General features: G+C 34.9%; 11 protein-coding genes. 5 read left to right on the forward strand and 6 right to left on the reverse strand.

Going from position 1 to position 17,192, the window contains the following annotated elements; genetic code table 11:
- Positions 1–18 precede the first annotated feature (18 nt).
- Entirely contained in the window at positions 19–630 is a 612-nt protein-coding gene (locus Q1V95_RS08490) for an NUDIX domain-containing protein (protein WP_300672696.1), read from the forward strand.
- Here Q1V95_RS08490 and murF read toward each other — a convergent pair.
- Complete coding sequence (gene murF / locus Q1V95_RS08495; protein WP_300672697.1) at positions 625–1,896, reverse strand: UDP-N-acetylmuramoyl-tripeptide--D-alanyl-D-alanine ligase; 1,272 nt, start codon at positions 1,894–1,896, stop codon at positions 625–627. The genes Q1V95_RS08490 and murF overlap by 6 nt on opposite strands.
- 71 nt (positions 1,897–1,967) lie before the next feature.
- A complete protein-coding gene (gene gldJ, locus Q1V95_RS08500; protein WP_300672699.1) occupies positions 1,968–3,560 on the reverse strand; it encodes a gliding motility lipoprotein GldJ in 1,593 nt (530 codons plus the stop codon).
- Between the two features lie 158 nt (positions 3,561–3,718).
- Between gldJ and porU the strand changes: the two genes are divergently transcribed.
- The 3 genes from porU to Q1V95_RS08515 all read left to right on the forward strand — a co-directional run bounded on the left by porU (position 3,719) and on the right by Q1V95_RS08515 (position 11,128).
- Positions 3,719–7,618 (forward strand): type IX secretion system sortase PorU, encoded by a 3,900-nt coding sequence (gene porU, locus Q1V95_RS08505; protein WP_300672701.1) that lies wholly within the window; start codon positions 3,719–3,721, stop codon positions 7,616–7,618.
- A gap of 45 nt (positions 7,619–7,663) precedes the next feature.
- Positions 7,664–8,818 (forward strand): type IX secretion system outer membrane channel protein PorV, encoded by a 1,155-nt coding sequence (gene porV, locus Q1V95_RS08510; protein ID WP_300672703.1) that lies wholly within the window; start codon positions 7,664–7,666, stop codon positions 8,816–8,818.
- 63 nt (positions 8,819–8,881) lie between these two features.
- A complete protein-coding gene (locus Q1V95_RS08515) occupies positions 8,882–11,128 on the forward strand; it encodes an FUSC family membrane protein (protein ID WP_300672705.1) in 2,247 nt (748 codons plus the stop codon).
- Positions 11,129–11,181: 53 nt separating this feature from the next.
- Here Q1V95_RS08515 and Q1V95_RS08520 read toward each other — a convergent pair whose 3' ends face one another.
- The 4 genes from Q1V95_RS08520 to Q1V95_RS08535 form a co-directional block, all read right to left on the reverse strand.
- Entirely contained in the window at positions 11,182–13,158 is a 1,977-nt protein-coding gene (locus Q1V95_RS08520) for a T9SS type A sorting domain-containing protein (protein ID WP_300672707.1), read from the reverse strand.
- 18 nt (positions 13,159–13,176) lie between these two features.
- Positions 13,177–14,631: an ELWxxDGT repeat protein gene (locus tag Q1V95_RS08525; RefSeq protein WP_300672709.1), complete on the reverse strand. Its 1,455-nt coding sequence runs from the start codon at positions 14,629–14,631 to the stop codon at positions 13,177–13,179.
- 139 nt (positions 14,632–14,770) lie between these two features.
- Positions 14,771–15,385 (reverse strand): 4'-phosphopantetheinyl transferase family protein, encoded by a 615-nt coding sequence (locus Q1V95_RS08530; protein ID WP_300672711.1) that lies wholly within the window; start codon positions 15,383–15,385, stop codon positions 14,771–14,773.
- 168 nt (positions 15,386–15,553) lie between these two features.
- On the reverse strand, positions 15,554–15,688 hold the full coding sequence (locus tag Q1V95_RS08535; protein ID WP_300672713.1) for a hypothetical protein: 135 nt from the start codon (positions 15,686–15,688) through the stop codon (positions 15,554–15,556).
- A 342-nt stretch (positions 15,689–16,030) separates the two neighbouring features.
- Here Q1V95_RS08535 and Q1V95_RS08540 point away from each other — a divergent pair, with 342 nt between their 5' ends.
- Positions 16,031–17,113 (forward strand): efflux RND transporter periplasmic adaptor subunit, encoded by a 1,083-nt coding sequence (locus tag Q1V95_RS08540; RefSeq protein WP_300672715.1) that lies wholly within the window; start codon positions 16,031–16,033, stop codon positions 17,111–17,113.
- The last annotated feature ends 79 nt before the right edge of the window (positions 17,114–17,192 follow it).

The raw sequence follows: 17,192 nt of genomic DNA on the forward strand, positions 1-17,192 counted from the left end.
AATATTAAAGCTACACAAATGTATAAAGTTTTTATCAATGAAAAAAAATTAATCCTTAGTGAAACGCCTCAAAGTGTTGAGCGAAACATAGCATTTGAGGAAAATCTTCAGTTCGATATCGCTTTAGACCTTTTACAGAACACTTCGACAAAAGATGCAGCAATATATTATCATGATGTAGAAGCACTTTGGACTAAATTTCAGGAACATTATCAAGTCATCGAAGCAGCAGGTGGTATTGTTTTGAACCCTGAAAAAAAGATACTCTTCATCTATCGCCTTGGCAAATGGGATCTTCCGAAAGGCAAAATTGAAAAAGGAGAATCTAGTGATATTGCGGCTTTGCGCGAAGTTGAGGAAGAATGCGGATTGACCAACTTGGAACTCAAAAACTTTATTAATACCACATTCCACATGTATCAAATTAAGTCAAAACCTGTGCTTAAAAAAACATATTGGTACTATATGGAGCACGATGGCGTTGCACAACCAAAGCCACAGGTTGAAGAAGGCATCACCAAAGTAGAATGGAAAAATAAAGTGGAAATCCAACGCGATGTCGAAACTTCCACTTTCAATAATATTCTTTTAATTCTTGGCGAATTTTTGTCTAAGCACGAGATCTCATAATACTTCAATAGCTTTCTCTAATGCGATTCCGCGTGAAGCTTTTAGTAAAATATTGTCTGTTGTAATTGGATTTTCTTTAAGAAATTCAATGAGTTCGGTCGTATTTTCAAAGGCTAATTTGTCGTGATTAACTTTCTTAAATTCTTGACCAACAGTTATTATTTTATCAAAATTAAGTGATTTTGCTTTGTCAAAAATAGACTGATGTTCAGCTTCACTTTCGGAACCAAGCTCCAACATATCCCCGATAATAATTGTTTTGGAACCTTCGAATTCATTAAAGTTATCCAAGGATGCCGACATACTGCTTGGGTTAGCATTGTAAGTATCGAGCACCAAAGTTTTGCCATCCTTCTTCTGAACTTGCGAACGCATATTACTAGGGAAATAAGCTTCCACAGCGTCTTTGATATCGCTAAATTCTATTTTGAAATGCAAGCCTAAACTAACTGCCGCAGACAAATTGGTAAAATTATAGCTGCCCGTTAAATTTGAAAGCAATTTTTCGCTTTGGTAAATTAATCCAACAAAGTGATCTTTTGCAAAAACTTCAAAAACATAATCTGAAGTTAGTTTTCCAAATGAAATTTTGTTAACATAATCCATTGTCTTTTCCAACTGAATAGTGTCTGCTTCGTTAACTAGAATTGTCTTATCATTAGCTTTTAGACAGTCATACAACTCGGATTTACCTTTAATAACACCTTCGAAACCACCAAAACCTTCGAGATGAGCTTTTCCAAAATTCGTAATGTAACCAATTGTTGGCTGCGCAATTTTACAAAGCGTTTCAATTTCTTTTTGATGATTAGCACCCATTTCTACAACCGCCAACTCGTGCTCAGGTTTAATGGACAAAATCGTTAAAGGGACTCCGATGTGATTATTTAGATTTCCAAAAGTATATTGAAGATTAAACTTTTTTGACAAAACCGTGCTTATCATTTCCTTTGTTGTCGTTTTTCCGTTACTTCCAGTCAATCCAATAATTGGAATATTGAGATGACTTCTATGATAAATTGCCAAGTCTTGCAAAAATTGCAATGTTGACTCAACGTAGAAAATATTACGACCTGGATTGTTGTATTTAATATCCTCAACAATAACAGCAAGTGCACCACTTTCTATAACCTCTTCGGCTTTTTCGGCGGCATTGTAATTGTCTCCAGAAAATGCAAAAAAGATGTCTTTTGGTTGAAGCTTTCTACTGTCAATAATGCAGTTGTTAGCTTCTTTATATAAGTTGTAAAAAGATTCGATATTCATGCTTCAAAATTAAGATTAAAAAATAGTACTGCATAAAAAAAGCAGTAGAAAATCTACTGCTTTATAAAGTTTTATCTTTTTGTTCTCTTACCTGTATCTTTAGCATCTTGTGCTACACGGAAACCAATCCAACTGAATGTTTTCCCTTGATCTTTGTATCTTCTGTGTCCTGGATCTAACCAATATGCAGAATCTAACCAAGAACCACCTTTAACAACTCTTACTTCGTTTGTAATATCGGTTGTTACTGTTTTTTTCTGTTTTTCTAGAACAACGTTTCCATATTTGTTAACTACGAAACCTTTTCTAACAGAGTTATACATATTATATGTGCTATCAGTATTAGTACCAGACATATCTAAAGATGATTGGTAATCTCCATCTCTATAGTTTCTGTCATCTTGTACAACTTTTCTTTCATATTCACCTGGTAGACCTTTGTATACCAATTGCCCATTAGCCATAGTATCGTACTTGATCTCTACGTTTCCAACTTTTTTGTAGCTACCATCTGCATTCTTTTCAGATTGCAAAACAACATTACCTCTATAATAGTTGAAGTCGCTGAAATCTTCATCAATCTGCGGTCTGTATACGTCCGCTACCCATTCGGCAACGTTACCATACATACCATAAATACCTAAGTCATTTGATTGATATTTTCTAACATCAGAAGTCGTTGGCGATCCATCATTCTTCCATCCTGCAACACCAGAATAATCACCTTTAGCCATTTTGAAGTTTTCCATATACATACCTCTGTTACGACCTTTAACACCTTTTAGCTTGTCAATTTCAGGTTCTTTACCTAGGTAATTGTTATACTTTCTGTTCTTCTGCATTCCTAAAGCTGCAAATTCCCATTCTACTTCTGTCGGTAGTCTAAACTTCTCAACAATACCAGAGGTTGCGCTACGGTTAGCAGCAGCAATTCTTTGGTTAGATGTTTTGATACCTGATTGCTTTTGTAGTTTATTTTTATCTACAATATTATCAAGCTCTGCATCATTAGCCTTGTATTTATCTAAGCTAAAAGTACTTTCGCCATTAAAATTAGCATCATTAGCATAAAGGTCTTTTGGAAGAATCCCTTTTTGCATCAAAGCTTTCTCGTTAGATCTGTTCGTTAACCAATCGCAATACTTAGTAGCTTGTAGCCAAGATACACCAACTACTGGATAATAGTCGAATTCTGGATTTCTGAAATAAGTCTCTGCATAAGAGTTACGCGAAAGTTTGTTATTCCATACCAAAGTATCTGGTAAAGCACCGTTATAGATATTTTTGAAATTAGGGTCAGAAGGTGGGAATACATACTTTAACCAAGTAACATATTCTCTATATTCGTAGTTAGTAATTTCAGTTTCACCGATAAAGTAAGAACTTACCTGCATACGACGTGGCGTATTGTTCCAATCATGCATCACATCGTCTTGGACAAGCCCCATCGTGAAGGTTCCACCATCAACGTATACCATACCTGGCCAACCTTTTTGCTTCTGTTGTTTACCAGAGAAAAAGTAACCATTTTTCTCATTAGGTTTCCAACCAGTTTTACTAGTAAAACGTTTTGTTCCACCACCTTTTTTCGAATTCCCTCCGCCGCAACTTGCAAGTACCAAAGCTGATCCGAGAGCAAGTGAAAACAACTTAATTTGTTTCATAGTTGATATAATCATTTACAAAGTACAAAGAAAAAATAAATATTTTAATAAATCAAATAATGATATGCTTTTTTTCTAACGCAGATAAATTAGTTTTATTGTTATATATCTTTTTTTAGAAAATTTCGTTTATTTTGTACAATTGAATTAATCATGTAATGAGAAAAAACTTATCCTTTCTTACATTGTCATTATTATCAGCATCTTTATACTCCCAGAAGGTTACTTTACAGTGGGAAGGAAGCAAAGCTATTGATAATGGAATTACCGTTACAACGATGCCTTTTTTCAAAAATGAGGGTTATAATATCGACAGTAATGGTGTTATTTTGACACTTTCCAAAAAAAATGATGGTAAGGAACTAACCGTGAAAAACTTGGCTTGGGAAAAAGCTAATCCCAAAGACCTTTTTGACCTCGATAAAAATGTCTTACCTACAGACAATAATTTCGGGGTTAGCTATTTCTTCAATGAAAAAGAAAATGCACAAGTTGGTAACCTTAGAATCTCGACTTTCAAGGTTGTAGACAACATTGTATATCGTCTTGTTTCTTTTGATTTTGACCAAAGTGCTAAACCTTTAGTTCTCGGTAAAGGACAAGGACTTGGCACCACAGAAAACCCTTTAAATAGCGGTACTTTTTATAAAATAAAAGTTGACAAATCGGGTATTTTCAAAATCAATAAGAAATTTTTACAAGATAATGGTATCAATGTCGCTAGTATAAATCCAAAAAATTTCCGTATTTATGGAAATGGAGGATTAATGCTACCTGAGTATAACCAAGATCCTAAATATTCGGCATTGCAAGAAAACGCAATACAAGTTGTAGGTGAAGAGGATGGCGTTTGGAATGATAATGACTATGCACTTTTCTATGCTCAAGGACCGAACGGTTTTAATATCTATCCCTCCGACAATTATCCTGCAAGAAACAAACGTACAGAAACCAGAAGTAATAAAAGCTGGAATGTTGTAAACATATATGAAGATTACTCTTACTATTTTATAAATTTTGATATTGGTCATGGAAAGCGTGTTTCTGATGACGGAACAAGCCTTCCTCAAAGTAATCTTATCACAAGATATGATGATTATCAATTCATAAATGAGGAGAAATTTAACTTGATGAAACTTGGCCGTATATGGGTTGGAGATACTTTTAACACGCCTAAAACAGTCACATTCACAACAAGAACTCCTATAAAACCAGAAGATAAAATTGTATACCGTACTAGGATCGCAACTTTGAATGCAGAAGGAAATACATTAGGATTTGACATTAATGGTAAAAATGCGATAACTTCTACTGCAGTCAAAGAGTACAGTTTTATTTCTTTCGAAAATTATGGAACAACTGGTCTTTCTGGAAACACTATTAATTTTCAATACAAGCCAACAATTGGAGCAAATCCAAATGGTCAGTTTTATTGGGACTATGCTGAAGTTATCTACAAGCAAGATTTGACATTTAACAATAGTCAGTTTAACTTTAGAAGCTATGACATAGCAGAAAATTCTAATAACAAATATGGATTTTCGATGACATCAACCACTGGCTTAGAGCAAATTTGGGATGTATCAGATATTACAAATGCGACTAGAAAAACTAATAAAAACAGCAGTGGTTCTAGTTTCGATTTTGCCTATACTGCTAATAGTTCGGTTTTTAATAATGAATTTGTAGCATTCAACGCGACCTCAGCGTACTCGCCAGCCTTTGTTGGAAGAATTGATCACCAAGACCTTAATGCATTGAGTAATGTCGATTATCTTATCATAACGCAACCTAGTATGATGGGCGAAGCACAACGTCTAGCTAATTACTATAATGGTAAGATGAGCACCCAGGTTGTTGATGTAAACAAAATCTACAACGAATTCAGTAGTGGTAGTAAGGATATTACTGCAATTAGGGATTTTGTGACAAGGCTTAAAACGGTTGCAGGAAATCTAAAATATGTATTTTTATTAGGAGATACTTCTTATGATTTCAAAAATAGAACCGCAAATAATACGGATATCCTGCCAAGTTATCAAAGTGAAAACAGTCAGAACTATTCTGATAGTTATGTAACAGATGATTATTTTGTTTTGACTGCACCACAATCGGATGCCTATATCTACAATAATCTTCCTTCTATCCCAATTGGTCGACTGCCAGCGGCAAATCTAAGTGAAGCGAAATTACTAATTGACAAAACATTATCCTATTATAATGCATTACCCAATCAATCTTCACCTTTTGGAGAATGGCGTATGAAACTTGATTTTGTTGTTGATGATGATTCGGATAATCCAACAATACCAGATCCAATAGCATTCCACAAAACGATGAATAATGTTTTGGTAGACGTTTTTGAACAAGGTCAAAGATCTGAGTACAATGTTAGAAAACTTTACCTTGATGCTTTTCCAGCGGAATCTAGTGCAGGTGGGCAACGTTATCCACAGGTAAACCAAGCTATCAGTAATGATGTAGGAAATAGTTTGTATTTGTTTTACTTCGGACATGGTGGTATTAATGGATGGGCGCAAGAACGTGTTTTAACAAGTACTGAAGTTCAAAACTTTAATAATTATAATAATCTATTCGCAAGATTTCCTTTAGTATCCACTATCACTTGTGAATTTACGCTTTGGGATGAGCCAAATACTAACTCTGTAGGAGAACAGATTATAAAGCTAAAGACAGGTGGAGCAGCTACGATGATTACATCAAGTCGCGCAATCGGTATACCTTATGGTATAGATATGACCAAGTACTTTACACAAAGAATTTTCAGTCTTACAAATGATAGTTTTGATTCATTGGGAGATGCTTTTTTAAAAGCAAGAAAAGACAAAGGCACCGACATCAACCATTTAAAGGTTAATTTCTTAGGTGACCCTGCAATGAAGCTTTCACGACCAAAAAGATTGGTTAAACTAGACGAGGTTCCGCAATTAATTAGAGCATTAGATTTTGTTAAAATTAAGGGAAGTATAACCAAAGAAGATGGTAGTATAGACACTAGCTTTAATGGTAGAGTTGCAATTAACATCTTTGATAAAAAGTTAGATAAAAAGACCCTTAACAATGATAATTCCAATGAAATGAAAGATATTCTTCATTTCAAAGAAGAAGGAAGTCCAATTGTAAAAGCCTCAGGTACTGCCACTAATGGTATTTTCACAGTAGAGTTTTACGTTCCTAAAGATATTAATTATACTGTTGGAGACGGACGTATATTAGCTTATGCTGACAATTTCAAAAAAGGAGATGTGACTTCTTTTGATGTTTTTAGCAATCAAGTACAGAAAGTTGGAGATATTAATCCAAATGGTATTAATGACACTGAGCCTCCAAAGGTGCAACTGTACATGAACAATACCAACTTTGCTGATGGGGGAATTACCAACCAAAATCCAAATTTGTTAGCTTGTGTTACCGATAATATTGGGATCAATTCTACTGGAGCAGGTATTGGACATGACATTACAGTACTATTAGATGGCGAAGTTATTAATACGACTGTCTTAAATGATTTCTTCACTTCTGGCGAATCTAATGGCTGTCTTAACCCTAGTTTTGCGGATTATCAGAAAGGAAGTGTATCCTACCCTTTCAGAGATTTAAAACCAGGCGATCATCAATTAACATTTAAAGTTTGGGACATCAACAATAATTCCACAACCTCTACGTTAAACTTTGTAGTGAAAGATGAAAGTCAACAACAATTGGTTATTAACAGACCTCTTAACTGGCCAAATCCATTTACTAATAAGACATATGTGCAGTTTGAGCATAATTGTGATGATATGCTAGATGTTAATGTTCAGATTTTTACCATTACCGGAAAATTGGTAAGGACATTGACAAATGCTGTGACAGCAGAGCCTTGGTTGGAAGGATATAGAACTCCAAAACAAGCAATAGAATGGGATGGAAAAGATGATTTTGGTGATACTGTTGCAAAAGGAACGTATATTTTTAAGATATTTGCAAAAAGTCAAAATCAAGACAAATGTAAAGGAAGTGCTACAGCTGTCGAAAAAATGGTATTATTAAAATAAAAATAGAATTATATAAACGGTAAAACTACCACTAACTAACTAATTATGAATTTTACAAAAAAACTCTTTTTAGGTCTGGGATTAGGAATGAGCGTTGCAGCTTATTCTCAATCTGACTATACAGTGCTAACAGGAGCTCCTTTTTTAAGAATTTCGCCAGACGCAAGAGCAGGAGGTATGGGAGATCAAGGGGTTGCGACATCAACTGATGTTTTTTCACAATTTTGGAATGCTGCAAAATATCCGTTTGCAAAAAACTCATCAGGTGTAGGTGTTAACTATACACCATATATGAGTAAACTTACAAATGATGTATTCTTACTTTATGGATCATTCTATACTTTCTTAGGTGATGACGAAAGATCTACATTAAGTGCAAGTATCTACTACTTCAATATGGGACAAGTTGACCTAACTTCTTTGGTAGGAACTGAAGTTGTATCAGGTGGTGTTACTAAACCAAACGAATTCTCGATTGACTTAGCTTATGGTCTTAAGTTGTCAGATACCTACTCGATGGCAGTTACTGGACGTTTCATCAGATCAGATCTAGGAGGAAGTTTCAACACAGATAACACGTTAAAGCCGGCAAATACTTTCGCAGTAGATGTTTCTGGTTATTACAAGTCTCCTAAACATCAAAGTTTTGGTGATTACGAAGGACGTGTTAACGCAGGTTGGGCTGTACAAAACTTAGGTCCAAGATTAGACTACACAGGAGATGAAAACTCAAGATCATATCTTCCAACTATGGCAAGATTAGGGGTTGGATATGACCTTTTCATTGATGATCTTAACAGAGTAAGCCTTAGTGGTGAAGCTTCAAAACTATTAGTGCCTGGTCCAGAAATTACAGGTTATGACACCAACGGAAAACCAGAATTTGGAATTCCTAACGTTGGGGTTATGCAAGGAATTGGAAAATCTTTCAGCAACAAAAAGAGTATGATGTTCTCTGGTGCTGCAGAATATTCTTATGACAACGCATTTGCAATCCGTGCTGGTTACTTTACAGAAAGCCCAGAGCAAGGTGCAAGACAATATGCAACAGTTGGTGTTGGTCTTAAATACCAATCTTTCGGTTTAGACTTATCTTACCTAATCAATACTTCTAAAGTTAACAGTGCTTTGGATAACACACTTAGATTTGGTCTAACTTGGAATATTGGAGGCGAAACTTATAACTCTCAAGATTATTAATCTTTATCCAAATATTATTACAAATGCCTCTTTTTTGAGGCATTTTTCTTTTATTTTTGTTTTATGAATTATACCTCGGAACTTAAAAAGTTTTTAACAAGCCAATATATTTTTGCTGGGACAAGAATTGCATTGGCAATTGTTATTCCGAGTATTATTCTTGCCCATTTTGGATTACTACAAGAATACTTTCTTTTCCCAATGGGAACCAGTTTTGTTGGTTTAACAGATCAACCTGGACCATTTATCAGAAGACGAAATACATTAGCTTTCGCCGTTGTTTCTTATTTTTTAGTCGCGTTAATAGCCAGTCTCGTCAAAGATTTCCAAATTGTAGTATACTTAGAGATTATCCTTTTTGGGATGTTCTTCTCATTAATTGGCGTTTATGGAACGCGACTTGCTGGCGTCGGATCTCTATCATTAGTTGTCCTCAGCATCTTTATTGATGGACATCTCACAGGACATGATGTTGTCAAAAGTCTAGGAATATTCCTTGCTGGATGCGTTTGGTTCGTTATTGTTTTCTTGGTTGTCTCGACATTACAACCTTACAAATTAGCGAGTCAAATGGTTGGCGAAAACTATCTCGAACTCGCCGATTATCTTAGAATAAAAGCCAAATTTTATAAAAAAAATGAAAATGTTGACGAGCTTCTTAACCAACTTATTTCACAACAAATTAAGATAAAAGATCAACAAGAAGCCACTCGAGAGATTGTTTTCAAAACCCGTAGAATCGTCAACGAGTCGACGACGCAAAGCCGTATTCTGATGTTGATGTTCCTCAACTCAGTAGATCTTTACGAAAAGCTTTTCACTTCCGAAAACGACTATCGAAAGCTAAATCATGTTTTTGGGGAAACCAAAATCCTCAATATGATGCACGATTATCTTATCAATATGGCGAATGAGCTTACCAATATCGGCATCGCTTTGCAAGGAAATATCCGAACAAAAGAACAATACAATTTTGATAAAGAATTAAAAAAAATATACCATCAATTCTACGAACATCGTGCAGTAGTCATTAATTCTGAAAACCTAGAAGACTTTATGCTTCTTCGCCAAGTCTTGATGCGTGTGACTGATGTTACTGACGAGGTCAAAACTATTTTTAGAGTTTTTGATCAAGATGTAAAACTTGCTAAAAGTCTTTCTACAGGACTTGATCTTAATAAATTTGTTCCGAAAGAAGAACGACTTAACCGCAAGGTTTTGTTTAGTAATATCTCGCTAGAATCTGGGCACTTCCGTCATGCTGTACGAGTGACTTTAGCCTTGTTTATTGGTTATTTATTTTCCAAAATGGCATTTTTAGGAATTGGTCATGCCTACTGGATTATGATTACCATAACAGCCATCCTAAAACCTGCTTACAGTACTACAAAACATCGTAATCTACTGCGACTTTATGGCACTATTGCTGGCGGAATTATGGCCTATGTAATTTTGTATTTCGTCACTGACAGTACAGTATTGCTCGCTACCCTTTTGTTAGCAATGACATTATGTTTTAGTTTGTTAAAATCTAAATATTTTTGGGCTGTATTTTTTATGACAATATATGTTTTCTTGTCATTTAATTTTTTAAAACCTGGGAATGTTAACCTCATCTTCAAAGATAGAATTATAGATACAGCCATTGGTGGTGCCGTAACATTTTTGGTAGCCTATTTTGTTTTCCCTGTTTGGGAACACACACAGAATCTCCAATTGATGAAGAAATCTGCAAAAAGCAATTTGGAATACTTCCGAATTGTCATGGATCTTTTCATTAATAAACAAGAAAATGATGAGCAATACCGTCTTAAAAGAAAAAATGCCATTATCGACCTTGCGAACCTTTCCGACAACTTCCAAAGAATGATTTCGGATCCGAAAGACCAGCAAAAAAAGCTCGAAACTGTGCATCAATTTGTGACGACTTCTCACCTACTAACGGCTTATACCGCGTCGCTTTCTCAGTTCGCAAAGAATGAAGACCAATATCCCGAAATCGACAGCCAAAGTTGGAAAATAAAAATCTCTTCAGAATTAATTAGAAGTAATTCGTTGTTGCATAAGGAAGAATTCGATCATGATATTATCGACCAAAGCAAAATTGAGCCCGATGATCATGTTGACGAGCTACTCGAAAAACGCCGTCAAGAACTTGATGAAAGCGAATATCGCGACCATCGTGATCCAACAAAGATCAGTCATTTAACAGAGTTAAAAAGTATTCACGATTTGTTGGAATTAATCTACGATGTTGCCAAAGACCAACGCAAAGTCGTTGAAAACTATTACAAGAACAAAACAGAATAAAAAAGCAGTCCCATTTCTGAGACTGCCTTTCGATTCAAAATTTAACAAGATATTTATTTAACAATAACTTTAGAAGTTGTTACTTGACCATTAATAGTTAATTTAACAACGTAAAGACCTTTAGAAAGATTAGCAGCAGATACAATCTTCGTGTTAGATTGATTAATTACTAAATTCCCAACAGCATTATAAACCTCGAATTTATCCGCTTTATCTAAAGTACCAATGCTTTTTGTTTTGTCGTCAAAATAGATTTTTGCTTCCGATTTTTTAACATCATTAGTTGCAAGTGTAGAGAATGGAACATCATAAAACTCTGTTGTTGTAACACTTGCCGTATTTTGATACAACATCGCAAGTTTTAGAATCGCTTTTTCATGTTCGTCTCTTAAAAAACCACTCGAGACAATATCGCCATAACTACCATCACCTTTTAAAGCAAAAATTGGCGTTTGATAATCTTTAGAGATACTGAATTCATTATACATTTTTGATCCTGTTGGAAATTTATGCTTGTGAATATAAGTAAACTCATAATCGTCATCCGAATTATAAACATGCGGATCCAAAGTTTCTCCATTCAGGATTGGTACAAACATCTGTGGATTTGTCCCGATATTAAGTTTAATTTCTTTTTTGAACTCGCCATCCTTAAAATATTGGTTAACCAAACCATAAGCAACATTGTCAATTTGCTTACCCGATCCTAGACCAATTAGATAGTCATAGCCGTTTGTTGAAGGAATTCTATTGAAATTGGTAGATAAGATTTGATCATTATATTTTGCTGGGAAAGAAAAACCATCCTTCCACGATTGAAGATCAAAAGTGTCGATAGAGCTACCGAAATCGCCTTCTCCAATAATGAAAGCTAATTGATCGTCTTTGCCTGCAATTGGTGCCATCTCCCCTACCGAAATAATTTTTTTCTCCAAAGATCTGATACGTCGTCCTTGCTCGTTAGCAACGTAATAATTGGCCCAACTTTTATCATTGATAACATCCTCATAACGAATGGTGTACATAATTTCCAAATCATCATCATCGTTAAAGGTCTTATCCGTGATCTCAAACTTATAATTAAAAGGCAAAGTTCCGAAATCTCCAAGTGCAAAAATATAAGGCGACTCTGGATATATCGATGTTAAATCTAAAGGAATAGTCTTTTCTAGGTTAAAATCTGTATCGTAGATTTTCACTAACAAATGGTTGTCTGGTGTAACTTCGTACGTCTGTTGGTTCATAAAAAGTTTCTCATAATGCGCCAAAACAATTTTGTCTTGACCTTTAATCTTTAAGAAACTTACTGGAGAGCCAGCATAATTAGTCGACAATTTAGCAGCAACTGGAACTGATTTCATTTCATTAAAATTCGCATCATACAAACGGAATTCGTTGTTTTCTTCTCCATCATAAGCTCCAAAAATTCGAGTCTCTCCACTCGCTGTACGAATATATTTTGCTGAGTTTACTGGCAATTCTTTTAACTTAACACCATTTTCGTTAAATACCCAAACTGCACTTTTCTGAAATGCAGGACCAACACCACCTTCGAAATAATGAACAAACATCATGATTCTTCTACCATCTTCTGCCTTTGACATCGTTGTAATAATAGCAACTTTATTAGCCGTTGTTGGTAAACTTGCGTTAAAACTTTTTGTTTCTTTGAAGTTATTATCCATGAAAGAAAAAGTCAAATTTGCTCCTGTTCCGAATTTATATTTAATGGCATAGTTTTCAGCAAGTCCTGTTTCAACAGCTAAAATTTTGCCCCAAGAGTCGACAGCAATCGTGTTGGTAGGAGCTGCGGTGCTCGTTTTAGAAGCGTTAACATAAGAGGTCGGAGTCGCGTTATATTGTTGTAGATTTTGTTTCGCCGTGAATAAGCTATTAAAATCTGGACTTGTTTTTAGAATCTTTGCTGGTTTTTCAACTTTTAGTCCAGCATTTTCAAATAGGATTGTTTCTTGCGCATTTACAATATTAGTCGCTAAAATTGCAGCTGCCAAAATTATAGATTTCTTCATAACATATTTCTTTTTAGATTATTTAATAATGATTGATGTCGATTGTGATTTGTTGCCAGCTTCTAAAACTAAAACATATTGTCCTGCTTTCAAACCAGACTTAATTTCTTGATTGTTAATAGCACCGGATTTCACCAATTTACCAGACAAATCATAAATCTTAAAGTTTTGGAATTCTTTTGTCGTAATCTTAAAATCACCATTGGATGGATTTGGGAAAACTTTTAGAGTACTAGACGAGCTTACAGAAGTTCCTAAATTGCTCATTTTAACCTCATAAAGTTCTTTACCAACCGCAGTTTCTACCATTCCCACGATATACAATTTGTTATTGTAAGAAATAATATCAGAAATTGAACTTCCCGTTGCTCCTGGTACTATATCAAGATATAGTTTTGTACCAGCTTCCGTACCATCAGTTACAAACAATTCGCGTCCTAAAGCGGCGTCATTAGCTACAAAAAATAATAAATCATTATGGATTGTAAACGTCGATGGATTACTGCTTGCACTTCCAGGAATTAAATCTTTTAGCATTTTGGTACCTGCTTCTGTACCATCGCTAACCCAAACTTCCGACCCATTAACTCCGTCATTTGCAGCAAAATAGATTTTACCCTTGTATTCTATCATTTGCGTAACACCAGAGTTCGTAGTACCTTGATCTGATCCAACTTTGTTAATATCTTTTAGAAGTGTAGTACCCTCGGTTGTACCATCAGTTATCCAAGGTTCTGTACCATTTTGATCCGTTCTAGCAGTAAAAAACATTTTTTTAAGCGTAGGACTATAATAGAAATTATTCGGAGTGCTGCTTGCCGAAGGACGAATATCTTTGATGAGACTAAACTCTGCACCCGTACTTTTATAGATTTCTACGTCACTAAGATCTGTACCACCAGCTGCGATAATAGTATTATCTAATGCCATCATCGCTGTGTAAGAAATAAATGTTGAGCTCAACGGCGTCGGCGCATTTACACCATCCGTTTTATAGATTCTTGCAGCAGTATCGACTGCATCACTTGCACGGAAGTATAATAGACTTCCATCAGCATTAACTTGCAGTTGCGAAGGCGAAGATCCCGCACTTCCAGGTTTAATATCTGCAAATAACTTGATACCCTCTGTTGGATTGTATTTGTAAAGTTCGATACCATTAGGCATTGATCCTATTCCACCAGCGAAAAATAATTCGCCTTGTTTAACACAAAAATTAGTTGGGTTAAAATTGCCACTTCCAGTATTGTAATCTTGCACAAGCTTGGTACCTGCATTTGTTCCGTCAGATTCCCAAAGCTCAACACCAGTTGTACCATCGTTGGCAGAAAAATAAAGTTTGTTATTGTATTGTACAAAATTGGCTGGACTTCCTGAGCCAGAACCAGGTCTAATGTCTTTTACTAATTCCACAGATTGCGATTGGTACAAAGCTGCAGTTAGCATTAAAAGACTTAAGTAAACTTTCTTCATATTAATAATTATTTAAGCTCCTCAAAACTATTGAAGCCAAATAATAACATCAAGAACTAGTCTATCAAAATTCGGTAAAACTGAAAGACAACAATATACAATCAACTGATTTTAAACAACTTAAAAATAGCATTTCATTTTATTCCAACACCACTGAAAAGTAATAATCGGATATTTCAAAAACTTTCACATCAAAAAAATCCTCAAAACTATGGTCATACACTCTAGCTTTTACAGAGAAGTTTTCTGACGGCTGAAAAGCTTGTATATCGTAATGTTTTTTTAACGACCAATGCTTAGAATGATGGATTTTGTACAGAGATTCTTTTACCGTCCAGATGCTTGTGAGATAATCCACTTCTCTTTCGTTGTCAATAAAATCATTTTCGTGAAGAATAAACTTGTGACGGACTAGTTTTATTTTTTCTTTTTTACGTTCGAGATCGATACCTATTTTGCATTTAGAAATTCCAATCGCAGCCAAAGGAAAAGAGTGACTTATCGAAATATTAAAATCGTTGGGCTCCAAAAAAGGTTCGCCATTTTCTTTGTAAAGAATTTTATGATTTGGTAAAATCTGTTTTAGCATTTTACGAACCATCAAAACTTCTTTTACTTTCTTTGGATGATAGCCTTTCACTTTGTCATAGTTTTCTTTTTCTAAAAGAAAATTAATATCCAAAACTTCGTCTTCATCATATTTCCAAATAAGAAGTTGGGCTTTATCATTAGAAAAATTTTTGTACAAAGGCATTCTCAAATTTTAAACATCAAAATTACAAATAATCAGTTCTTCAGACTTAAAATTTTAACCTAAAATCTTAACCTTAAAAAATTATTAAATTTCAATTATTAGTATTTTTTTAACGCTTCGATAAGTAATTTTGCAATGAGAGAAATGAAATCCTTTTTCGTGTACATACTAACGGCTTTGCTGCTGCTTTTCTGTGTTGTTAGCAAATCTTACCAGACCAGTGGATCTAGTTCCGCAAAAATGGTCTATAAAGTTGTGTCCAAAAGTCAACACCTCAACCACAGCCTCCATAATACCAATCATACAAGAAGTACTGTTCTTGGTTTTTCTTCAATTATTAGTGACAACGAGCTAAATCCTGAACATTCTTCAGAACACTTTCTAATTATAGTAGGCATTTTAAGCCTTGCTAGCTTCTTGATTTTGTACTTTAAAAAATTCCATAGTAAAATTCAATTTTCAGAAAAGTTTTATAGTCCACACGTAAAAAAATTTATTCTTATCCGAGCAATTCGAATTTAAAATTGAACAGAAGTTTTTATTAATTTAATAAAAAAATAACGTTATGATTATCAATATAAAGATAATTATAAAATCTATTCTCGGTTGGTTACAGCTAAATATTACTAAAAATACATTCAAGATATGAAAAGAGTCGCATCATGCGTTGCTCTAAGCGCCGTTCTTTTATTGGCAAGTTGCAATAAAAAGGAAGAAGAAAAAGAAGACAGCTCTGTCTACCCTATCACATCACCGATTAAAATGGACACCGTGGTTACCAAAGAATTTGTAGCCCAGATTCGTTCAGAAAAAAACATTGAAATCCGTGCACAAGAAAAAGGCTTTCTAGAAAAAGTCTATGTTGACGAAGGTCAATATGTCCACGCTGGTCAAGTCCTATTTCGTATCATGCCACAACTGTACGAAGCTGATGTTATGAAAGCCAAGGCAGAAGTAGCGCAAGCGCAAATCGAGTTGCAAAATTCGAGTACGCTAGCCAACAACAATGTGGTTTCGGTTAACGAAAAAAGAATGGCAAAAGCGAAACTAGATGCAGCTAACGCCGAATTGAAATTAGCACAAACCCATCTTTCATTCACGACCATAAAAGCACCTTTTTCTGGTATTATCAATAGACTTCCTCTCAAATTAGGAAGCTTGGTTGACGAAGGCGATTTGTTGACGAGTCTTTCTGACAATGGCGGCATCTTCGCTTACTTTAATGTGTCGGAACCAGAATATCTTAATTACCAAATGCATTCTGCGGAGCGTGGCAATGACATTGTTTCTTTGGTGATGGCAAATGGAGAAAATTTTTCTGACAAAGGTATTATCCAAACCATTGAAGGGGAATTTGACAGCGAAACTGGAAACATTGCTTTCCGTGCAAAATTCCCAAATCCTAATTCACTTTTAAGAAATGGTCAAACGGGAAAAATCTTGATGACGCTTCCTTTGACCAATGCTTTAATTATTCCTCAAAAAGCAACTTACGAAATCCAAGATCAAACTTATGTTTTCGTTGTTGACAAAAATGGTGCTCTTAAATCTAGAAACATCAAAATCCAATACGAATTGCCAGACATCTATGTTGTCGGTTCTGGACTTGCAGTTGGCGACAAAATTTTGCTGGAAGGTGTACAAAAGGTAAAAGATGATCAAAAGATAAAAGTGAAATTCGAAGATCCGAAAAAGGTGTTACAATCATTGAAACTTCAAGCGAACTAAAGAGAGTTCCGAAGGGAGAATTTAACTCAAAATAAAGTGAATGTTTATTTAAGTTAAAAAATTCCTCGAATTTCAAATT

Origin of the sequence: Soonwooa sp., assembly GCF_030151385.1 — a bacterium.
GTDB lineage: Bacteria > Bacteroidota > Bacteroidia > Flavobacteriales > Weeksellaceae > Soonwooa.